The sequence below is a fragment of the Fusobacterium massiliense genome (assembly GCF_900095705.1).
GTDB classification, from domain to species: Bacteria; Fusobacteriota; Fusobacteriia; order Fusobacteriales; family Fusobacteriaceae; genus Fusobacterium; species Fusobacterium massiliense.
The window spans coordinates 851,624-871,923 of record NZ_LT608327.1 but is presented as its reverse complement, the minus strand read 5'-3'; the positions used below and the strand labels follow the sequence as shown (position 1 = coordinate 871,923).

The following is a 20,300-nucleotide window of genomic DNA, read 5'->3' as shown; positions in this document are numbered from 1 at the left end:
TTTAAAGCTAATATTTCTAATTCTTTTTATTTATATTTAATTTATATCTTATTTTTCAGGATAAGGCTCTAAGAAAGCATGAAAATGTCTCATTGGAAGAGTGTGACCTGAAACTATCCTCATATTAGGAATATTTTCTCTATCTTCGTAAAGAGCTTTTACTGCAGCAATAACATAGTCAAGGTGTTCTTTTGAATACATACTTCTATTTATTGCAAATCTTACAACATTAGCAACTTCAGCTTGTTGTTCTGGAGTTTTTAAGTCATATTCCATAGAAAAATCTCCTAATTCAGCAACACGTATTCCATATCTTCTTATAAGTTCAAGACTGAAACCTTGACCAGCAAATTTTTCATGATCTCTTTTATTGTCAAAAAATTCAGTCATATTAATGTAAACTCCATGTCCACCAGCAGGAAGAACGACACCTTTTACTCCTGCTTTGTAGAATCCTTCTGCTAAATAATTGCATTGATCAATTCTTTCTTGTAAATAATTAACATTACAACATTCATATAGTCCAGCAGCAAGAGCCATAATATCACGACCAGATAAACTTCCATAAGAGTCGTTACCATAAGATGATATTTGTTTTACTTTTAAAAGTATTCCTACATCAGTTTTAATACTTCCATCTTCATTGAAATCAGAGAATTTTTTCCAAAAATAACCCTTATCACGGAAAGCTAAAACTCCTCCCATATTAGCATGGCCATCTTTTTTAAGTGAAGCAGTAAAACCATCACAGTAAGAAAACATTTCTTTTGCTATTTCTGGGATAGATTTATCTCTATATCCATCTTCATTCATTTTTATAAAATAACAGTTTTCAGCCCATCTTGCAGCATCTAGCATAAATGGGATTTCATATTTATGAGCAATTTTTGATGTTTCTCTAATACTTTTCATAGAAACAGCTTGTCCACAAATTGTATTATTTGTTATTGTTGTATAGATCATAGGAATATTTTCTATACCAACAGTATCTATTAGTTGTTGTAGTTTATTAATATCCATATCTCCTTTGAAAGGATTTTTTTCATATTTTCCTCCTTCAGGTACTTCATATAATAGTTCTTTATTATATAAATTACGAGGAACAGAGCCCATTTGTTTTATATTACCTTCAGTAGTATCAAAGTGACCATTAGAAGGAATAGTAAAGACTTTTCCAGGATTACGAGTAGCAAGTATTTTACGTACTATTTCAAAAAGGATAGATTCAGCAGCACGACCTTGAGGCATTAAAAATGTATTAGGTCTTTCCATTTGAGCAGCACCACCATTGAATAGTGTTCCTTCATACTCACATAAATACATTTCATTCATCATTTTTTCTATATCTTGGCAATCAGTTCTAACTAAGTTAATAATCTTTTTTTGATTATCTCCTCTTTCAAAGCAATCTCTCATAGCATCTAACAAAACATAATAACCTTTGTTTCTTCCATAAGATTCATCACCTAAGATCATAGCTGACCATTGTTGGTCTGTCATAGCAGTAGTTCCTGAATCAGATAACATGTCAACAGTTAGCATACCTGCTGGGAAAGCAAATTCGTTGTAGTGTGTTGATTTTAAAGCTCTTTCACGTTGTTCAACAGTTACTTCAGGAATGTTACGTTTAACATAAGAAAAAGAGCGTGGTACTGGAACATTTAATAAATAATCTTTCATAAAAAAAACCTCCAATTTTTTGTACCCCGGTTATCAATAAAATTGACTAGCGGACAGCACTCTTTTATATAATAAATATTTGTTAGCTTATAAAATAGTATTATGTGTTCTAAAAAAATTATAATATGTATAAAACAAATACTTATTATTGGAATGATTTTATCATTTCAAATAATTCTTGTCAATAATTTTATATTTTAAAATTATAATAAGTAAAGTCTCTTGACAGCCGTATGAGTTTTACGAGCTCAATGAACACAGGCTCTTCGAACTAATACGGACGTCAGAGACTAATTTTTGCTATTTAAATTTATACTTTCCTTATAAATAAAAAAAGCTACCACTTTTTTGTGCTAGCTTTTTATTTATATTTGTTGTTAATTATTTTTTTCTCTACAACTTTTACATATTCCTTTGAAATAAAAATGTTTTTCATCTATTTCACAACCTGTTAATTCTTTTATAGCATTATAGTCAATATTTAGCTCAACATCAAATAATGCCCCACAACATTCACATTTGAAGTGACCGTGAGTATCAGTTAATAAATCATATCTTGTTTCATTTTCTTCAATAACTAAAACATATACCAATTTTTTTTCAATAAATAAATTTAAAGTGTTATAAACGGTTGTTTTTGATAAAGTGGGTATCTCTGAACAAAGAGCCTTATATATCGTATCTACAGTTGGGTGGTTATGATTATCTAAAAAATATTGAAATATTTTCATTCTTTGATAAGATGGTTTTATATCATGTTTTTTTAAATAATGACCTATTTCAGACTTATGTAAGTGTAATTCCATATGTATCCCCCTTTCTATAATACTTAACTAAATTAGTTAGATTTACCTAATATATAATATCTTATTTTTTTATTTGTGTCAAGTGATTTATAACTTTTTTCATCATATATCTATGTACATTTTTTCCATATTCATCTTCTAAAAATTTTTCCATAGTATACCCATGATGTTTATATAAGTTAATAGCTATTATATTTTGAGGGTCAACAGTTAATTCTATTTCTTCGAAACCTAGGCTTTTTAAAATTTTTTCAGTTTCATCAAGTAGAAAACTTGCAAAGCCTTGATTTCTATATTTTTTCAAGGTAGAAATACCATAAAGAAATAGAGATTTTTTATTGAAAACTTGCATGTATTCAGCAATAGATACAATTTCATCATCTTTTTTTACAACAAAAACAAAACCGTATCTAATAAGAGCTTTTATAATCCATAGGTCAACATTTCCTGAACCTTCAAAAGCCTCTTTTTCAATTTTTATAATTTTAGACATCGTTTCAAAATCAGGATTTGTTATATGAACCAATTCCATAGTTTTTCTTTCCTTTCTAGTACTCTATTTTGTTTAAATATAAACCTTCAGGTTCTGCTAAATATTTTTTATATTCCTTAGAAAAATCTTGAAGAAGTAGTTCTATATGATTGTAAGGTAAATTTTTATTATAGATTTCTAAAGCAATACCAACCATAATTCTTACCTGAGATTTCAAAAAGGAACTACCTTTTATTAAAATTTTTATTTTATTTTCTGCAAAAGAGCTAACTTCGATTTTATAGATTTCTCTGATTGTAACCTTACTAGAACAATCGTTTAATCTAAAGTTCTTGAAATCATGGATTCCTACAAAACTTTGAAAAATTTTTTCTAGTTCTTTTGTATTTATGTTTGTATTTACAAATTTATAATACCTACTTTCAAATGGATTTTTTACTGTTGAAAGCAGATAAATATACTCTCTTGATTTAGCATTAAAACGGGCATTAAAGTCTAAATCAACTTCTTCCACTTTTAAAATATCAATATCTTTAGGAAGTAATCTATTTAATATATATTTATATTTTTCTGTAGGAACTGTGGAAGTTGTGAAGAAGTTTGAAACTTGATGATTAGCATGAACAGCTCTATCAGTTCTACCAGCGGAAATTAAATTTATATCTTCTTTTGTAATTATTTTTAAAACTTTTTCTATTTCTCCTTGAACAGTTATTTGATTAGGTTGTCTTTGAAGTCCAAAATAATTACTTCCATCATATCTGTATTCTATTTTAATATTCTTTCTCATTTTTCATATATCCTTTTTACATAAATTCTAATTTATAAACCTTATTATAGCCCCTGATAGCCGTATGAGTTCTACGAGCTCAATAAACACAGGCTCTTCGAACTAATACGGACATCGGGGCTATCTTTTGGATAATTTAAAAATAAGTGAGTTATTTTTCCAGATTTTAGATTAAAAATCTGGCTATAACGAACTATTTTTAAATCAACAAATTTAAATTTTTTCCAAAGAATTTTCAAAAATTTCTAAAATCTTATTTTTAATTTCTTCTTTATCACAAATTCTACAACCGGCAGCATTTTTGTGACCACCACCAGAAAAACCAACAACTTCTCCTAATTTTTTAGCAATTTCGCTAACATCTGCTTCATTTTTACTTCTAAAAGAAACAGTCCCGTAAGGATTTAAAAAAGCTAGTATATCGTAGTTTGATTTTTTATCTTGAAATATTTTATCAGAAATAATTGATTGGTAATCTCCATCAATACCATAGGCAACACCTATTTTATAACTTTTATGATTTAACTCATAGATAGTTCTTTTAGCAAAATCAAAATAGTTCTTTATCTTTATTTCATATGCTTCATCTAAGCAGAAAAAATAATTAAATAAATCTTTAATATATGTAGAAGAGTTTAAATTTTTATTTATAGCCTTATAAAAAGCTTCAGTTCCTAATATTTTTTCAGCAGAATTAATTGCTAAAGCTCTTTTTTTAAGTAAAATATCTTCTTGGCTAGTTCCAAGAGTTTTCCAAGAAAAAATATCCCAACAAGAAGTTGCTTCAACTAAAGGATATAGTTTTTCATACATTTTTTTATAGTTTTCACCTTTTTCAACTAAAGGTTCAAACCATTTCAAAGTCAAAAAAGCAGCACTGACTTTATCATCCCAGAAAAAATAAATGTCGTCACAACAACACTCATCTTTATACAGAGTAGGATTATTAGTTAAGTGATGATCTATGTTAATTATATTGGTATATGCTAAATATCTCATTTTTAACCAATCCATACTAGGAATAGGTCTATCTAAAATATAAACTCTATCCTTAGAACCTAAAGATGTGTACTTGCAGATATAATCAAAAATTTTATCTGTCTGTTCAAGTGTAACATCCATACTACTCATTATAAGGAATGATTTATTTTTATCCTCCAATTCTTCGAAAGTTTTTACAACCATAGCTGACACTAACCCATCTGCATCTCCATGAGTTAGAATAACAACTTTAGGAGCATTTAGATTTTTTGACCTAGTATCGTATAAAATATCAGCCATTTTTCTCCTCTCTAAATTACAAAATTAGTAATATTAATAAATTTAAAATTAGTCTGTTAATTATATCACACTAAATTAATTTAACCTAGAAAACTATTTATTCTTTATTTTTTTCTTTTTCTTCTTCATAACAGAATAACCAAATTTTCCTAAAGGATTTTTATCAACAGAAAAGTATTCACCGTGAGAGTAAGCTATAAGGTCAGCTTTTGTTAAATCAATTTTATCTTTTTCATCGAATAAATCCTCATTTATATGAGAGCAAAGAACTTCAGCTATAAACATATCATGGCTACCAAGTTTTATAATTTCTTTAACCTTACATTCTATACTAATTGGACATTCTTCAATAAACGAAGTTTCAATTTCACTTCCTTTGACCATGGTTAAATTCATTTCTTCTATCTTGTTTATTTGTCTTCCAGAACGAACACCACAAAAATCGGTTATTTTTGTTAATTTTCTATTGGGAATATTAACTGTAAATTCCATAGTTTCTTTTATGTAGTCATAAGACAATCTTTCAGGTCTTATTGAAATTGAAAGCATAGGAGGTTTTGAGCAGACTGTTCCTATCCATGCAACAGTAAAAATATTTTCTTTTCCTTCTAAATTTCTACAAGTTATTAGTACAACAGGAACTGGATTTAAAATTACACTTCCTTTTAAATATCTTTTTTTCATATTTTCTCCATTTCTAAAATTTAGTAAAAAATTTTATTTATTAAATAAATAAAGTTTCTTGACAACTGTATGAGTTCTACGAGCTGAATGAACATAGTTTCTTCGAACTAATGCGGATGTCAGAAACTAATTTTATATTTTTTTATAAAATAAAAAAATACAAATAAATATTGTTAAAAATTCACTTAAAAAACTTACTGTCCATATACTGTTATTTCCAAAAAAAATAGGTAAAACTAAAAGTAATATACCATTGAATAAAATAGTTCTTGGAAAAGTGATAAGTGATGAATATAAAGGCTTTTTTAAAGCGGTAAAGTAAGAAGAAATAAAAATATTTATTCCTAGTATTATATAAGATAAGCTATAAATACTTAAATATTTTTTTAATTCTAAAACTAATATATTTTCATCAAAAAAAAGTTTTCCTAAATTGACAGTAAAAAAATTAATTAATAGAAAGACAAATACACCTATAGTTGACAATAAAAATAATGATTTTTTAAAAATATCATTGATTTTTTTATAATTTTTCTCTCCAAGATAATAACTTATAATAGGTTGCATACCTTGACCAAAACCTATCATTGTCATGGTAATAAATGAAGTAATGTAAGTTATTACACTGTAAACAGATATTCCTTGAACACCAATTTTATTTAAAATCACAAGATTATAAATTAATATTAAAATTCCAGAAGATACTTCTGTTAAAAACTCCGGAAATCCTATTTTAAAAATTATAAAAGTTTTTTTTATGAAAAAAGTATTAACTTTTACAAATTTTATGATTTTGGCTTTAAAAAAAATATAATAAATTAATAATGAGCAACTTGCTATTTGGGAAATTCCTGTTGCAATGGCAGAACCTTTAACTCCCCAATTAAATTTTACAACAAAAATATAATCAAGAGCTAAATTGGTAATCCCACCGACTAAAACACAGTATGCTGGATAGCTTGGTTTCCCATCTACTTTTATATATATTTCAAGAGCATAGCCAATCATATAAAAGATACTGAAAGGTATTATATATTGCAAATATTCTTTTGTAAAAAGATAAATATCTGTCCCATTTTTTGCACCAAGTATTTCTATAATAGGATTATAAAAAATTAAAATAGCAGTTGTAATAGCAATGCTAAAAATAAAATTTATAAACACTGCTGATGTTAGAATTTTATTTCCTTCTTCAATTTTATTTTCACCAAATTTTATTGCTATAATCGTAGAACTTCCAACTCCTATCATTATTGATATTGAAAATATAAGATTGATTAGAGGAAAAACTAAATTAACACCAGCTAAAGCAGTAGCTCCTACAAATTTTCCAATAAAAATTCCATCTATAATAGTGTAGAGAGTAAAAATCCACATAGATATAACATTTGGGAAAGCATATTTAAAGATTAATGATAAAGTTGATTTTTTTTTCATTTTATTCTCACCAAAAATATTTTATCAAATATTTTTAATTTTACAAAATAAAATGGCATTCTTAGTATTTTAATAAATAGATAAAAAAAATTGCACAAAAAAAATAAAGTTATGTTAAAATAATAAGATAAGACTAGAAATAAAAAAAAGAAAAGAGGAGTTATTTATGTATAAATTATTTGGCTATGGATTAAAGGATATTCCTTATATAAAAAGATTAAAAAATAGAGTTTTTTATTCAATAATAATAACCATAATCTCATTAAATATTTTTGTAAATATTTCACTAAATTTGAAAAGTATATCAGAGCAAACTTTATATAATTCAGTTATTGTTGCTGATTTACAAAGTAATCTAACAAACGAACAAAAAAATAATTTAGAGAAAGAAGTCTACAAGATAGCTTCGGTAAAGGCAGTAAGATATATGGATAAATCTGAAAGTTTTAAAAATTTGCAAAATGAGTTGAATATATCAATACCGGAATCTAGTAACCCTCTTTCAGATTCTTTGGTTATATATGTAAAAAATATTGAAAATTTAAATTTGATTCAAGATAAATTGGAAGAAAAAGAAGAGATTAAAGAAGTGTACAGAGATGATTCTTACTTAAAACTTTCAGAAAAACAAGGTTTAGTATTCTCTATGGTTAAAACAGGAAGTGGGGTAATTGCTTTTTTTATAGCTTTAATAACTATAATTTTATTTAATCTTGGAGTTGGAATAGAGTTTTTAAATTCGGCTAATACAGGATTTGATTATGCTAAAAATATAAAAAAATCTAAAAAAAGAGGTTTATTTCTATTCTCATCAGCAACTGTAATAGGAACTCTTATATTTTTTAATTTATATATTTATTTTAGAAAATATATATCAGGAATTAAATTTGAACATACTTTATTATCGTTTAAGGAAATAATACTTTGGCATTTACTAGTAATTTTTATAGTGAATGCAATAGTTTATTTAATGCCGGCAAACGTAGGAAGAATTGAGTATGAAGATGAAGAAGAAGCAGAGTATGATGATGAATTTGATGAAGATTTTGATGATGAATTTGATGATGATGAAAGTGGAGAAAAAGATGAAAGAGAAAATAAACTTTTTAAAATTATTAATTTTGATGATGAAAACTAAAAAATATAATAACTTAGTTTTTCTGTTTCTTTTGTTCTCTGTTTCTAGTTATTCTTCATCAGTAAATGATATGAATACAAGATTAAAAAATATAGATAAAGAGATTGAAAAGAAAAATACTAGAATCAAAGCGATAGATACAGAAACTTCTAAAATCGAAAAAATGATAAAAGATTTGGAAGAAGAAATAAAAAAGAATGAAAAAGAAAGAGAAGAAATTGAATCTGATATAAATACAATTAAAAAAAATATTGACTATGGGAATAAAAACTTAGAAATTTCTGAGGTTGAACATAATAAAAAAGAATTAGAGTTAGTTGCTAAAATAATTGCTTGGGATAAGTATAAAAAGCTTCATCCAAATGAAGTAGGAGATAAGGTAATTCTTAATAAAAATTATAGAGAAGTTTTACATGGAGATCTAAAAAGAATGGATCATATTGAAAGAATTACTGGAGATATTAAAGAAGTAAAAGAAGAAATAGAAGAACAAAAAAGAAAACTAGATAAACTTGAAGCAGATCTTAGAGAAAATTTAAAGAGAAGTGATGCGAAGAGAGCAGAGCAAAGCAGACTAAAGGAAAAATTGGGAATAGAGAAAAAAGGACACGAATCTTCTATTGAAAAATTAAAGAAAGAAAAAATAAGAATTTCTAGAGAGATAGAAAGAATAATTAGAGAAAATGCTAGAAGAGCAGCAGAAAAAGCTGCAAGAGAAGCTGCTGAAAGAGCAAGAAAAGAAAAGGAAAAGAGAAATGCTTCTAAGAAAAATACTAAAAATTCAAATAAAAAAGTAGAAGAAGAAACAGAAGAAGTAATAGTTAAAGAACCAGTTATACAAAAGATATCTAATCCAGAAGCCTATAGAAGAGTTGGGAAAACTATTATGCCTATAAATGGTCCAGTAGTTGTATATTTTAATCAAAAGAAAGCTGGAGTTGTTGAAAGTAATGGTATAGAAATTAGAGGGAAATTAGGAGCTCAAGTTGTAGCTGCAAAATCTGGAGTAGTAATTTATGCCGATAATTTCCAAGGCTTAGGAAAAGTAGTTATGATAGATTATGGAAGTGGTATTATTGGAGTTTATGGTAATTTGCTTGCCGTTAAGGCTTCAAGAGGTTCAAGTGTAAGTGCTGGACAAACAATAGGAGTATTAGGTTTATCAAGTGAAAAAGAGCCTAACTTATACTATGAATTAAGAGTAAATTTAAAACCAATAGATCCAATGCCAACATTTTAAAAAATACAAAGTGAAAAGGTAAAATTTTATGATAAAAATAGGGATAATATACAATTCAGATAAAGAAGAAGCTATAAAAATATATAAAGAATTAAAATCTTATTTACTATCAAATCAAAAATTTGAAGTAGTAGAAACTAAAGATTTTGTTAGGGCAGAGTATATTGTTATTATAGGTGGAGATGGAACTTTACTTAGAAGTTTTAAAATTTTAAAAAATAAAAAAGTCAAAGTAATAGCAATAAACTCAGGAACATTAGGCTACCTTACAGAAATTAGAAAAGATAAGTATAGAGAAATTTTTGAAAATATTTTGTTAGGAAAAATAAGTATAGAAAGTAGACACTATTTTAAGGTTAAAATAAATAATTCTTCTTATAGTGCTTTAAATGAAGTATTATTGACTAGAGAAAACATAAAAAGAAACATTGTTGCTACAGAAATTTATGTGGATAATAAATTTTTAGGGAAATTTAAAGGAGATGGAGTTATAATTTCAACTCCAACAGGTTCAACTGCATATTCACTTTCTGCAGGAGGTCCTATAATAACTCCAGAATTAAAAGTTTTTTTAATTACTCCAATAGCTTCACATAATTTAAACACTAGACCTATAATAATATCTGGTAATTTAAAAATCGTATTAAAATTAGTAAAACCAAGTGAAATGGGATATCTAAATATAGATGGGAATACACATAAAAAAATAAAAATTGAAGATGAAATTGAAATAAGTTATGCTAACGATACTTTAAAGCTAGTTATTCCAGAAGATAGAAATTATTATAATGTTTTGAGAGAAAAGTTGAAATGGGGAGAAAACTTATGCTAAGAGAACTAAAAATAGAAAATTTAGCTATTATAGATGAACTAGATATTGAGTTTGATGAAGGATTTATTGTTTTAACTGGAGAAACAGGAGCTGGAAAATCTATTATTTTAAGTGGAATAAACCTTTTAATCGGAGAAAAAGCTAATGTAGATATGATAAGAGATGGAGAAGAAAACTTGGTAGCTCAAGGAGTATTCGATGTTGATGAGGAGCAAAAGGAAAAATTAGATAAACTTGGAATAGAGACACCAGATAATGAAGTAATAATTAGAAGATATCTAAATAGGAATGGGAAAGCTAAGATTTTTGTTAATAATACTAGAGTTTCTATGACAGATTTGAAAGAGATTGCTGCTACTTTAGTTGATATAGTTGGACAGCACTCACATCAAATGCTATTAAATAAATCTAATCATATAAAGTTATTAGACAGTTTTTTACCTAAGGAAGCTAAGGAGATAAAGAGTAATTTAGCTGAAAGTTTAAAAAAATACAAAGAAATTGAAATAAAAATTCAAAATATAGAAAAAATAAAAAATGAAACTTTAGAAAAAAAAGAATTTTTTCAATATCAATTAGAAGAAATAGAGAAATTGAAATTGAAAAAAGGAGAAGATGAGATTTTAGAAAGTGAATATAAAAGAGCATTTAATGCTGAAAAAATAAGAGAAAGAGTATTTGAAAGTTTAGATTATCTAAAAAACGATGATGACTCTGCATTGAGTTTGATTATAACAAGTAAAGAAGATATGGAATATTTGGAAAAATATGACGAAAGATATGGGAAAATAGCCAATAGACTAGAAACTATTTACTATGACTTAGAAGATTGTGCAGAGGATATTCAAAATATGTCTAGAGAAATTAGTACAGAACAGGGAGATTTAGACAAAATAGCAGGCAGACTTAATACTTTAAAAAGAATAAAAGAAAAATATAAAAGAGAAATATCAGAAATTATTGAATATAGAGAAAATTTGAAAGAAAAATTAGACAGTTTAGACAGTGGAGATTTTAAAACAAAAGAATTAAAAAAAGAACTTCAAAAAATTGGGGAAGAATATAAAAAAGAAGCATTGAGATTAACTCAGTTAAGAGAAAAAGTTGCAAGTAAAATTGAAGATGAATTGGGTAAAGAATTAAAATTTTTAAATATGGAAGATGCAAAATTAAAAATTATGATAAAAAAAGAAGATAGAATGTCTGATGAGGGAAATGATGATGTCGAATTTTTAATTTCAACTAATATTGGTCAGGGTTTGAAATCGTTGGTTAAAATTGCATCTGGTGGAGAAGTTAGTAGGGTTATGCTAGCATTAAAAGTTATATTTTCTAAGGTTGATAAAATACCAATTTTAATATTTGATGAAATAGATACTGGAGTTGGTGGAGAAACTGTTAGAAAAATAGCATTAAAGCTAAAAGAGATTGGAAAAAGTACTCAAATAATTTCTATAACTCACTCTCCAGTTATAGCTTCAAAAGCATCTCAACAGTTCTATATTGAAAAATCTGTTGAAAATGAAAAAACTATAAGTAGGGTTAAAAAATTAAATTTTGAAGAAAGAGTAAAAGAAATTGGAAGAATGTTAGTAGGAGAAAAAGTAACAGAAGATGTTTTAGAAATTGCTAACAGCATGTTGAATGAGGGCTAATGTGGATTTATTAGAATTGTATTTGGAAGAGTTAAGAAATAAGAAAAATTTATCTGAATTATCAATAGAAGCATATCAAAATCAAATAGAAGATTATCTTTTGTTTTTAAAGCAAAATGGAGAAAATATTACAGAAGTAAAAAAGAATGTTTTTGATGAATATTTTATCGAACTTGAAAAAAAATATAAAAAAACAAGTCTTAGAAAGAAATATAGTATCATAAGAGGTTTTTATAAATTTTTATTTAAAAATAGATATGTAAATGATATTTTTTCTTATGACTTTATTGAAAATAAACTTCAAGAAGAAACATCTGTGTCAAGTAATAATAGTGAAGATAGTAGTGTTTTTGAAAAAAAAGAAATTTCCTATGAAGAATTTTTGAATCAATTAAGTGAAAATTTAAATGAGTTAAGAATAAAATTGATTTGTAGGTTAGTGATTGAGTGCAATATAAATCTTACTAATATTTTTGAAATTCAAATTAATGATTTATTGAAATACGATTTTAAAAAAGTAATTATTAGAAAAAATAGAAAAATTATTAGTTACGATTTAGAAAAAGAGTTTGAAGAATTGCTAAGCTCTTACTATAAAAAATATGCAATTGAGAAAAGATTTTTATTTGGTGCATACAGCAAGGCAAGTTTTAATAATGATATGAAAAAATATAATGTAAATTTAAGAAAATTAAAGAAAAGTTTGGAAGAAGAAGATAATGATATTCAAGCTAAGATAAGAGAACTTTATTTTAATATAGGAATAGGAGATAAAAAATGAAAGCTGGATTCATAGCTGTTGTTGGAAGACCAAATGTTGGGAAATCAACACTTATAAATAAGCTTGTGGCTGAAAAAGTTGCAATAGTTTCAGATAAAGCTGGAACAACAAGAGATAATATTAAGGGAATTTTAAATGTAAAAGATGATCAATATATTTTCATAGATACTCCAGGTATACATAAACCAAAACATCTTTTGGGAGAATATATGACGAATATCGCTGTTAAGATACTCAGAGATGTAGATGTTATATTGTTTTTAGTTGATGCTTCAAAACCAATAGGAACTGGAGATCAGTTTGTTATGGAAAGAATATTAGAAAATTCTAAAAAACCTAGAATTTTACTTGTTAATAAAGTGGATTTAATAACAGATATTCAAAAAGAAGAGAAACTACAAGAGATTGAAGAAAAATTAGGAAAATTTGATAAAATAATTTTTGCTTCTGGTATGTATGCTTTTGGTCTTAGTAATCTTTTAGAGACTTTAAATCCTTACTTAGAAGAAGGTGTAAAATATTATCCAGATGACATGTATACAGATATGTCAACTTATAGAATAATTACTGAAATAGTTCGTGAAAAAATTCTTTTAAAAACTAGAGATGAAATACCTCATTCTGTTGCTGTTGAGATAATAGAGGTTAAAAGAGAAGAGGGGAAAGTTGATAAATTTAATATCAATATCTATGTTGAAAGAGATTCACAAAAAGGAATTATCATAGGAAAAAATGGAAAAATGTTAAAAGAAATTGGGACAGAAGCAAGAAATGAGATAGAAAGATTGTTAGATCAAAAGATTTATCTAGGACTTTGGGTAAAAGTTAAAGATGAATGGAGAAAAAAGAAACCTTTCTTAAAAGAAATGGGCTATATTGAAGAAAAATAAAGTTAGGAGCGTAAAATGGCTGTAAGTGTTGCAGATCAAATTTTGGTTATAATCAATGTTGTGGTATTGTTGTATCTTTTACTGTCACTTAGAAAATTAAGTAAAAAGGAAAAGAAAGAAGGCTTAACTACTTCAGAAAGAAAAAAGATGGATAGACTTTATTGGGGAGTTCTAGGCATAGTAGTTTTTAATGTTGTTGTAACAAAAATGATATAACGAATAAAGTCCCTAGATATCTGTATTAGAATAAATTTCATATACAGATATTAGGGACTTATTTTTATTCTATGTGAAAATTAAATAAATAACAAAAATTAGTCTCTGACGTCCGTATTAGTTCGAAAAGCTACGGCTGTCAAGGGATTTTTCCTTATTTGTTTTCTTTTTCAGCGGAAGTATTATCTAAACTTACTTTCTCGTTTATTATACTATTTATTAAATTTTCATATATTTGATTGAATAGAGATTTTTTTAGTTCAATTGTTATAAATTCCTTGCTTTCTTCATAAGTAGCTTCTCTTTCTTCGATTATATCTTTAATCCAAATTATATGAGCACCATCTTCAATATAAGCAAGTTCTTTAATAATTCCTTTTTTGTGTTTTCCTATAAGTTCAGCTATTTGAGGATGTATTCTACTAATACCAATAAACTCGTCATTTTCTAAAACATTTACTTTTTCATCGTTTTCTTTTTTTAATGTTTTAAAGTTTTTTTGATTAATTTCATTTAATACTTTTTCAGCTTTTTTTAAATCTCTAATAAAAATAGTTTCTATTTTAACTTCTTTTTCTTTCTTTAAAATACTTTTGTTGTCTTCATAGAATTTTTTTATAGTTTCTTCCTCAATAGTAGAACTTTCTAAAATTTTGTCAGTTTCTCTTTCTAAAAAATATCTAATAAAAAGAGCTTCCGACTGAATGTTAATTTGTTCTACTTCAAAATTTGTGTACTCAGCTGCTCTAGCTTTTCTTAATAAAATTTCATGTAATACATTATTATCCATATTCATCTCCTAAATTTAAAAAATATAATTACTTAAATACTAACATAAAATATGTTATTTTTCAATTGTCCTTTTTTATTCTATAGGAAAGTATAAATTTAATATAAAAATTAGTCTCTTGACAGCCGTATGAGTTCTACGAGCTCAATGAACACAGGCTCTTCGAACTAATACGGACGTCAAGACTTTTTATATAAATCATATAAAATTTAGAGGAATAGATTATGACTGAAGAAGTTGAAAAAATAAAAAGTAAAAAAATGAAATAAAATTTTGTTTTTGTAAAAACTGATGTATAATATATATGAAATTATAAAATAATAAAATGGAGGTATAGTAAAATGAATATAGTATTATTTGGAGCACCAGGAGCTGGAAAAGGAACTCAAGCAAAGTTTATTGTGGATAAATATGGGATTCCTCAAATTTCAACAGGAGATATATTAAGAGCTGCTATAGCTAATAAAACAAAATTAGGTTTAGAAGCTAAAAGTTTTATGGACGCAGGAAAATTAGTTCCAGATGAAGTAGTTAATGGATTAGTTGCAGAAAGATTAGCTGAAAAAGATTGTGAAAAAGGTTTTATAATGGACGGATTTCCAAGAACAGTTGTTCAAGCTAAAACTCTAGATGAAATATTAGAAAAATTAGGAAAGAAAATAGAAAAAGTAATAGCTTTAAATGTACCTGATGCAGATATTATTGAAAGAATTACAGGAAGAAGAACATCAAAAGTAACAGGGAAAATTTATCATATTAAATTTAATCCACCAGTTGATGAAAAAGAGGAAGATCTTGTTCAAAGAGCAGATGATACTGAAGAAGTTGTTGTAAAAAGATTAGAAACTTATCATAGTCAAACAGCACCTGTTTTAGATTATTATAAAGCACAAAACAAAGTAACTGAAATAGATGGAACAAAAAAATTAGAAGATATTACTAATGATATATATAAAATATTAGGATAATAGTTTTTTGGGGTTGTTGCAAGGTGTTTTTATTGTGACAACCTTTTTAACTTTATAGGAAAGTATAATTTAATATGAAAATTAGTCTCCGACGTCCGTATTACTCTGGAGAGTATTTCGGTGAGCTCGGAAGAGTCATACGGCTGTCAGGAGACTTTATTTATTTTAGAAAGAAGGAAAAAATGAGATTAATAAAAACTTTAGATGAAATAAAAGGAATAAAAAAAGCTAATCAAATAATAGCAAAGATTTATGAAGATGTAATTCCACCATATTTAAAAGCTGGAATTACAACAAGAGAAATAGACAAAATAATTGAAAATTATATAAGAAGTTGTGGAGCTAGACCAGCTTGTATTGGAGTTGAAGGATACTATGGCCCATTTCCAGCAGCAACTTGTATTTCTGTCAATGAAGAAGTAGTTCATGGAGTGCCAGGGGATAGAGTAATAAAAGATGGAGATATTGTAAGCCTTGATATAGTAACAGAACTTGATGGATTTTATGGGGATTCTGCAAAAACTTTTGCCATAGGAGAAATAGATGAAGAAAGCAAGAGATTGTTAGAAGTAACTGAAAAATCAAGAGCTATTGGAATAGAAGCAGCAGTTGTTGGAAATAGACTAGGAGATTTAGGGCATGCTATTCAATATTATGTAGAAAAAAATGGTTTTTCTGTTGTAAGAGATTTTGCTGGTCATGGGGTAGGTTTGGCTTTACATGAAGAACCAATGATACCTAATTATGGAAGAAAAGGTAGAGGTCTAAAAATAGAAAACGGTATGGTATTAGCAATAGAACCAATGGTGAATGTTGGGACATATAAAGTTGCTATTATGCCAGATGGTTGGACAGTTGTAACAAGAGATGGTAAAAGATCAGCCCATTTTGAACATAGCATTGCAATTATTGATGGCAAACCAGTTATTTTAAGTGAGTTAGATTAATTTTGAATTTTATATTTTATTTTAATTATTTTATAAAAAAAATTGTAGTAAAAAAAAATACAGTATTGATTTTTTTTGATTAATATGGTAAAATGATATGAATTTCTGTTCGATGGGAGGAAAAATGTCAAAGAAAGATGTTATCGAATTGGAAGGTACTATAGTAGAAGCCTTACCTAATGCTATGTTTAAAGTAGAATTAGAAAATGGGCATACTATACTTGGCCACATTTCTGGGAAAATGAGAATGAATTACATTAAAATTTTACCTGGAGATGGAGTAACTGTACAGATCTCTCCTTATGACTTGTCGAGGGGTAGAATAGTTTACAGAAAGAAAAACTAGATCGAGAAAGGAGGAAGAAATGAAAGTAAGAGTATCAATAAAACCTATTTGTGACAAGTGTAAGATTATTAAAAGACATGGAAAAATAAGAGTAATCTGTGAAAATCCTAAACATAAACAAGTTCAAGGATAGTTTGTAGTAAGAGAAAGTACAGAAGGATTTTAATTTTATTAAGATAATGAAGTACTGTAAAGACATGGTGAGTCGTAGGACCATCTCCATAATTGCAGAATGGGACATGTCGATGAAAGTATTAGTTGGGGAAAGTTACCAACATAATATATAACCTTTAAAATTTCATTTTAAAAGAGGAGGAAAAATTTTGGCTAGAATAGCAGGAGTAGATATCCCAAGAAACAAAAGAGTTGAAATAGCTCTAACATATATTTATGGAATTGGAAGACCAACTTCTCAAAAAATATTAAAAGAAGCTGGAGTAAACTTTGACACTAGAGTTAAAGACTTAACTGAAGAAGAAGTAAATAAAATCAGAGAAATAATAAAAGATATCAAAGTTGAAGGAGATCTTAGAAAAGAAGTAAGATTATCTATAAAAAGACTTATGGATATCAAATGTTACAGAGGATTAAGACATAAAATGAATCTTCCTGTAAGAGGACAAAGTTCAAAAACTAATGCAAGAACTGTAAAAGGTCCTAAAAAACCTATAAAAAAATAAGCGTATTTTAGATATTTAAAGACTTAGTAAGGGAGGTAGCTAAATTGGCTAAAAAGACAGTAGCTAAGATAAAAAAGAAAAATAAGAATATTCCTAACGGAGTAGCTCATATACATTCAACTTTTAATAACACAATAGTTGCAATAACTGATGTAGATGGTAAGGTTGTAAGCTGGAAATCTGGTGGAACTTCAGGTTTCAAAGGAACTAAGAAAGGAACTCCATTCGCAGCTCAAATAGCAGCAGAACAAGCAGCTCAAATTGCTATGGAAAATGGAATGAGAAAGGTTGAAGTTAAAGTAAAAGGACCTGGTTCAGGAAGAGAAGCTTGTATCAGATCACTTCAAGCTGCAGGATTAGAAGTTACTAAAATAACTGACGTAACTCCTGTACCTCATAATGGATGTAGACCACCAAAAAGAAGAAGAGTGTAATCATATATTTGTATAAAATATAAAGGAGGAATATTAAAGAATGGCAAGAAATAGACAGCCTATTTTGAAGAAATGTAGAGCTTTAGGAATAGATCCAGTTATCCTAGGAGTTAATAAATCTTCAAACAGAGGAATTAGACCAAATGCAAATAAAAAACCAACTGAATATGCAATTCAATTGAGAGAAAAACAAAAAGCAAAATTTATATATAATGTAATGGAAAAACAATTTAGAAAAATATATGAAGAAGCAGCAAGAAAACTTGGAGTAACAGGTTTAACTTTAATAGAATACCTAGAAAGAAGATTAGAAAATGTTGTTTACAGATTAGGTTTTGCTAAAACTAGAAGACAAGCAAGACAAATAGTATCTCATGGACATATAGCTGTAAATGGAAGAAGAGTTAATATAGCTTCTTACAGAGTAAAAGTTGGAGATGTTGTATCTGTAATAGAAAACTCTAAAAATGTAGAACTAATAAAATCAGCAGTAGAAGATGCAACTACTCCTGCATGGTTAGAATTAGATAGAGCTGCATTTTCAGGAAAGGTTCTTCAAAACCCAACAAAAGAGGATTTGGATTTTGAATTAAACGAATCTTTAATAGTTGAATTTTATTCAAGATAATGTAATCCTTTTGATAGGAGTTGATATAATGTTAAAAATAGAAAAGCAGGCTAAATCAATAAAAATTACAGAAAATAAAGAAAGCAATTATAAAGGTAACTTTGTTGTAGAACCATTATATAGAGGATATGGAAATACATTAGGAAATGCTCTAAGAAGAGTTTTACTTTCATCTATACCTGGAGCTGCAATAAAAGCTATTAGAATAGATGGTGTTTTAAGTGAGTTTACAGTAATGGATGGAATAAAAGAAGCTGTTACTGAAATTATATTAAATGTAAAAGAAATTGTAGTAAAAGCTGAAACTACTGGAGAAAGAAAGATGACTCTTTCTGTTAAAGGACCTAGGGTTGTTAAAGCTTCAGATATAATTCCAGATGCTGGAATAGAGATAGTAAATCCAGATCAAGTTATTTGCAATGTAACAACAGATAGAACTTTAGATATGGAGTTTATTGTAGATACTGGAGAAGGTTTTGTAGTATCTGAAGAAATAGATAGAAAAGATTGGGCAGTAGATTTTATAGCAGTAGACGCTATATATACTCCTATTAAAAGAGTATCTTATGAAGTACAAGATACTATGTTTGGAGGAATGACTGATTTTGATAAACTAACTCTTAGCATTGAAACAGATGGTAGTATTGAAATAAAAGATGCAATTTCTTATGCTGTTGAGCTTTTAAAATTACATTTAGATCCTTTCTTAGAAATTGGAAATAGAATGGAAAATTTAAGAGAAGAAATAGATGAAGATATTGAAGAATCTATAACTGTCCAAATTGTAGATGAAAAGTCTCATGACATGAAGATAGAAGAATTAGATTTAACAGTTAGATCTTTTAATTGCTTGAAAAAAGCTGGGATAGAAGATGTATCTCAATTAGCAAGCTTATCTTTAAATGAATTATTAAAAATTAAAAATTTGGGAAAAAAATCTTTAGATGAGATTTTGGAAAAGATGAAAGATTTAGGATATGATCTTGAAAAAAATGGATCTCCTGAATAAACTTGTAAGAGGAGGAAATTCTACTAATGAATCACAATAAATCATATAGAAAGTTAGGAAGAAGAGCCGATCATAGAAAGGCTATGCTAAAAAATATGACTATATCTTTAGTTAAAGCTGAAAGAATAGAAACTACGGTTACAAGAGCTAAAGAATTAAGAAAATTTGCTGAAAGAATGATTACTTTTGGAAAGAAAAATACTTTAGCATCTAGAAGAAATGCTTTTGCTTTCTTAAGAGATGAAGAAGCTGTTGCTAAAATATTCAATGAAATAGCTCCAAAATATGCTGAAAGAAATGGTGGATACACTAGAATAATAAAGACATCTGTTAGAAAAGGTGACTCAGCAGAAATGGCTATAATAGAATTAGTATAATAGCTAAGATATATTTAAATCAATAATACCAATAACTTTTAAAAGTGTTGGACTTGAAAATGAAAAATGAGCAGATAGGATTATTTTATAAATCTTATCTGCTTTTTTATTTATAAAGAAAGAAAAAGTTTAAATAGCAAAAATTAGTCTCTTGACAGTCGTATGAGTTCTACGAGCTCAATAAACACAGGTTCTTCG

The 20,300-nt window shown here is 27.1% G+C and carries 24 protein-coding genes; 16 read left to right on the top strand and 8 right to left on the bottom strand.

The annotated features are described in order from the left end of the window. Nucleotides 1–48 precede the first annotated feature (48 nt). From BQ2505_RS08475 to BQ2505_RS08445, 7 genes are all read right to left on the bottom strand, one after another. On the bottom strand, nt 49–1,680 hold the full coding sequence (locus tag BQ2505_RS08475) for a tryptophanase (protein WP_074017318.1): 1,632 nt from the start codon (nt 1,678–1,680) through the stop codon (nt 49–51). A gap of 377 nt (nt 1,681–2,057) precedes the next feature. After that, a complete protein-coding gene (locus tag BQ2505_RS08470; RefSeq protein ID WP_074017317.1) occupies nt 2,058–2,486 on the bottom strand; it encodes a Fur family transcriptional regulator in 429 nt (142 codons plus the stop codon). A gap of 61 nt (nt 2,487–2,547) precedes the next feature. Then, nucleotides 2,548–3,018 carry a GNAT family N-acetyltransferase gene (locus BQ2505_RS08465; protein ID WP_074017316.1) on the bottom strand — a complete coding sequence of 157 codons (471 nt, stop codon included), beginning with the start codon at nt 3,016–3,018 and terminating at the stop codon, nt 2,548–2,550. A 16-nt stretch (nt 3,019–3,034) separates the two neighbouring features. Beyond that, nucleotides 3,035–3,769, bottom strand: a complete 735-nt coding sequence (gene truA / locus BQ2505_RS08460; protein WP_074017315.1) for a tRNA pseudouridine(38-40) synthase TruA — start codon at nt 3,767–3,769, stop codon at nt 3,035–3,037. A 213-nt stretch (nt 3,770–3,982) separates the two neighbouring features. Further along, nucleotides 3,983–5,050 (bottom strand): DHHA1 domain-containing protein, encoded by a 1,068-nt coding sequence (locus BQ2505_RS08455; RefSeq protein ID WP_074017314.1) that lies wholly within the window; start codon nt 5,048–5,050, stop codon nt 3,983–3,985. 93 nt (nt 5,051–5,143) lie between these two features. Next, the gene (locus BQ2505_RS08450; protein WP_074017313.1) at nt 5,144–5,734 is read right to left on the bottom strand and encodes a flavin reductase family protein; all 591 of its coding nucleotides are present in this window, start codon (nt 5,732–5,734) and stop codon (nt 5,144–5,146) included. A gap of 132 nt (nt 5,735–5,866) precedes the next feature. Then, entirely contained in the window at nt 5,867–7,171 is a 1,305-nt protein-coding gene (locus tag BQ2505_RS08445; protein ID WP_074017312.1) for an MATE family efflux transporter, read from the bottom strand. Between the two features lie 166 nt (nt 7,172–7,337). On the opposite strand from BQ2505_RS08445, the gene BQ2505_RS08440 reads away from it, so the two are divergent. From BQ2505_RS08440 to BQ2505_RS08410, 7 genes are read left to right on the top strand one after another with little or no spacing between them, the layout of a single operon-like run. Then, nucleotides 7,338–8,309: a permease-like cell division protein FtsX gene (locus BQ2505_RS08440; protein ID WP_074017311.1), complete on the top strand. Its 972-nt coding sequence runs from the start codon at nt 7,338–7,340 to the stop codon at nt 8,307–8,309. After that, complete coding sequence (locus BQ2505_RS08435) at nt 8,299–9,549, top strand: murein hydrolase activator EnvC family protein (RefSeq protein WP_074017352.1); 1,251 nt, start codon at nt 8,299–8,301, stop codon at nt 9,547–9,549. Before BQ2505_RS08440 ends, BQ2505_RS08435 begins: the two co-directional genes overlap by 11 nt. A 28-nt stretch (nt 9,550–9,577) precedes the next feature. Further along, nucleotides 9,578–10,381, top strand: coding sequence for an NAD(+)/NADH kinase (locus BQ2505_RS08430; RefSeq protein ID WP_074017310.1), 804 nt, complete (start codon nt 9,578–9,580; stop codon nt 10,379–10,381). Continuing rightward, nucleotides 10,360–12,036, top strand: coding sequence for a DNA repair protein RecN (gene recN, locus BQ2505_RS08425; RefSeq protein ID WP_083232342.1), 1,677 nt, complete (start codon nt 10,360–10,362; stop codon nt 12,034–12,036). The genes BQ2505_RS08430 and recN overlap by 22 nt, the downstream gene beginning before the upstream one ends. Before the next feature lies 1 nt (nt 12,037). Beyond that, nucleotides 12,038–12,817, top strand: coding sequence for a site-specific integrase (locus tag BQ2505_RS08420; protein ID WP_074017308.1), 780 nt, complete (start codon nt 12,038–12,040; stop codon nt 12,815–12,817). After that, nucleotides 12,814–13,707 (top strand): GTPase Era, encoded by an 894-nt coding sequence (gene era / locus BQ2505_RS08415; RefSeq protein WP_074017307.1) that lies wholly within the window; start codon nt 12,814–12,816, stop codon nt 13,705–13,707. Before BQ2505_RS08420 ends, era begins: the two co-directional genes overlap by 4 nt. Before the next feature lie 15 nt (nt 13,708–13,722). Further along, on the top strand, nt 13,723–13,923 hold the full coding sequence (locus BQ2505_RS08410) for a hypothetical protein (RefSeq protein ID WP_074017306.1): 201 nt from the start codon (nt 13,723–13,725) through the stop codon (nt 13,921–13,923). A 154-nt stretch (nt 13,924–14,077) separates the two neighbouring features. On the opposite strand, the gene BQ2505_RS08405 is transcribed toward BQ2505_RS08410, so the two are convergent. Next, on the bottom strand, nt 14,078–14,713 hold the full coding sequence (locus BQ2505_RS08405; RefSeq protein WP_074017305.1) for a peptidyl-prolyl cis-trans isomerase: 636 nt from the start codon (nt 14,711–14,713) through the stop codon (nt 14,078–14,080). 341 nt (nt 14,714–15,054) lie between these two features. Here BQ2505_RS08405 and BQ2505_RS08400 point away from each other — a divergent pair, with 341 nt between their 5' ends. The 9 genes from BQ2505_RS08400 to rplQ all read left to right on the top strand — a co-directional run bounded on the left by BQ2505_RS08400 (nt 15,055) and on the right by rplQ (nt 20,102). Further along, the gene (locus tag BQ2505_RS08400; RefSeq protein WP_074017304.1) at nt 15,055–15,681 is read left to right on the top strand and encodes an adenylate kinase; all 627 of its coding nucleotides are present in this window, start codon (nt 15,055–15,057) and stop codon (nt 15,679–15,681) included. Nucleotides 15,682–15,863: 182 nt separating this feature from the next. Next, entirely contained in the window at nt 15,864–16,628 is a 765-nt protein-coding gene (gene map, locus BQ2505_RS08395; protein ID WP_074017303.1) for a type I methionyl aminopeptidase, read from the top strand. A gap of 124 nt (nt 16,629–16,752) precedes the next feature. Next, nucleotides 16,753–16,974, top strand: coding sequence for a translation initiation factor IF-1 (infA, locus tag BQ2505_RS08390; protein ID WP_005899265.1), 222 nt, complete (start codon nt 16,753–16,755; stop codon nt 16,972–16,974). Between the two features lie 19 nt (nt 16,975–16,993). Next, entirely contained in the window at nt 16,994–17,107 is a 114-nt protein-coding gene (gene rpmJ / locus BQ2505_RS08385) for a 50S ribosomal protein L36 (RefSeq protein ID WP_005896200.1), read from the top strand. Between the two features lie 190 nt (nt 17,108–17,297). Next, nucleotides 17,298–17,654 carry a 30S ribosomal protein S13 gene (rpsM, locus tag BQ2505_RS08380; RefSeq protein ID WP_074017302.1) on the top strand — a complete coding sequence of 119 codons (357 nt, stop codon included), beginning with the start codon at nt 17,298–17,300 and terminating at the stop codon, nt 17,652–17,654. 44 nt (nt 17,655–17,698) lie between these two features. Next, nucleotides 17,699–18,088 carry a 30S ribosomal protein S11 gene (gene rpsK / locus BQ2505_RS08375; protein WP_032847211.1) on the top strand — a complete coding sequence of 130 codons (390 nt, stop codon included), beginning with the start codon at nt 17,699–17,701 and terminating at the stop codon, nt 18,086–18,088. Nucleotides 18,089–18,128: 40 nt separating this feature from the next. After that, nucleotides 18,129–18,716 carry a 30S ribosomal protein S4 gene (rpsD, locus tag BQ2505_RS08370; protein ID WP_074017301.1) on the top strand — a complete coding sequence of 196 codons (588 nt, stop codon included), beginning with the start codon at nt 18,129–18,131 and terminating at the stop codon, nt 18,714–18,716. A 28-nt stretch (nt 18,717–18,744) separates the two neighbouring features. Continuing rightward, nucleotides 18,745–19,725, top strand: coding sequence for a DNA-directed RNA polymerase subunit alpha (locus BQ2505_RS08365; RefSeq protein ID WP_074017351.1), 981 nt, complete (start codon nt 18,745–18,747; stop codon nt 19,723–19,725). 26 nt (nt 19,726–19,751) lie between these two features. After that, the gene (gene rplQ / locus BQ2505_RS08360; protein ID WP_022819895.1) at nt 19,752–20,102 is read left to right on the top strand and encodes a 50S ribosomal protein L17; all 351 of its coding nucleotides are present in this window, start codon (nt 19,752–19,754) and stop codon (nt 20,100–20,102) included. Nucleotides 20,103–20,300 lie beyond the last annotated feature (198 nt).

Excerpts from the sequence above, each read along its gene's own strand:
- BQ2505_RS08475 (WP_074017318.1), bottom strand. The coding sequence starts at position 1,680 with ATGAAAGATTATTTATTAAATGTTCCAGTACCACGCTCTTTTTCTTAT.
- BQ2505_RS08470 (WP_074017317.1), bottom strand. The coding sequence starts at position 2,486 with ATGGAATTACACTTACATAAGTCTGAAATAGGTCATTATTTAAAAAAA.
- BQ2505_RS08465 (WP_074017316.1), bottom strand. The coding sequence starts at position 3,018 with ATGGAATTGGTTCATATAACAAATCCTGATTTTGAAACGATGTCTAAA.
- truA (WP_074017315.1), bottom strand. The coding sequence starts at position 3,769 with ATGAGAAAGAATATTAAAATAGAATACAGATATGATGGAAGTAATTAT.
- BQ2505_RS08455 (WP_074017314.1), bottom strand. The coding sequence starts at position 5,050 with ATGGCTGATATTTTATACGATACTAGGTCAAAAAATCTAAATGCTCCT.
- BQ2505_RS08450 (WP_074017313.1), bottom strand. The coding sequence starts at position 5,734 with ATGAAAAAAAGATATTTAAAAGGAAGTGTAATTTTAAATCCAGTTCCT.
- BQ2505_RS08445 (WP_074017312.1), bottom strand. The coding sequence starts at position 7,171 with ATGAAAAAAAAATCAACTTTATCATTAATCTTTAAATATGCTTTCCCA.
- BQ2505_RS08440 (WP_074017311.1), top strand. The coding sequence starts at position 7,338 with ATGTATAAATTATTTGGCTATGGATTAAAGGATATTCCTTATATAAAA.
- BQ2505_RS08435 (WP_074017352.1), top strand. The coding sequence starts at position 8,299 with ATGAAAACTAAAAAATATAATAACTTAGTTTTTCTGTTTCTTTTGTTC.
- BQ2505_RS08430 (WP_074017310.1), top strand. The coding sequence starts at position 9,578 with ATGATAAAAATAGGGATAATATACAATTCAGATAAAGAAGAAGCTATA.
- recN (WP_083232342.1), top strand. The coding sequence starts at position 10,360 with ATGGGGAGAAAACTTATGCTAAGAGAACTAAAAATAGAAAATTTAGCT.
- era (WP_074017307.1), top strand. The coding sequence starts at position 12,814 with ATGAAAGCTGGATTCATAGCTGTTGTTGGAAGACCAAATGTTGGGAAA.
- BQ2505_RS08410 (WP_074017306.1), top strand. The coding sequence starts at position 13,723 with ATGGCTGTAAGTGTTGCAGATCAAATTTTGGTTATAATCAATGTTGTG.
- BQ2505_RS08405 (WP_074017305.1), bottom strand. The coding sequence starts at position 14,713 with ATGGATAATAATGTATTACATGAAATTTTATTAAGAAAAGCTAGAGCA.
- BQ2505_RS08400 (WP_074017304.1), top strand. The coding sequence starts at position 15,055 with ATGAATATAGTATTATTTGGAGCACCAGGAGCTGGAAAAGGAACTCAA.
- map (WP_074017303.1), top strand. The coding sequence starts at position 15,864 with ATGAGATTAATAAAAACTTTAGATGAAATAAAAGGAATAAAAAAAGCT.
- infA (WP_005899265.1), top strand. The coding sequence starts at position 16,753 with ATGTCAAAGAAAGATGTTATCGAATTGGAAGGTACTATAGTAGAAGCC.
- rpmJ (WP_005896200.1), top strand. The coding sequence starts at position 16,994 with ATGAAAGTAAGAGTATCAATAAAACCTATTTGTGACAAGTGTAAGATT.
- rpsD (WP_074017301.1), top strand. The coding sequence starts at position 18,129 with ATGGCAAGAAATAGACAGCCTATTTTGAAGAAATGTAGAGCTTTAGGA.
- BQ2505_RS08365 (WP_074017351.1), top strand. The coding sequence starts at position 18,745 with ATGTTAAAAATAGAAAAGCAGGCTAAATCAATAAAAATTACAGAAAAT.
- rplQ (WP_022819895.1), top strand. The coding sequence starts at position 19,752 with ATGAATCACAATAAATCATATAGAAAGTTAGGAAGAAGAGCCGATCAT.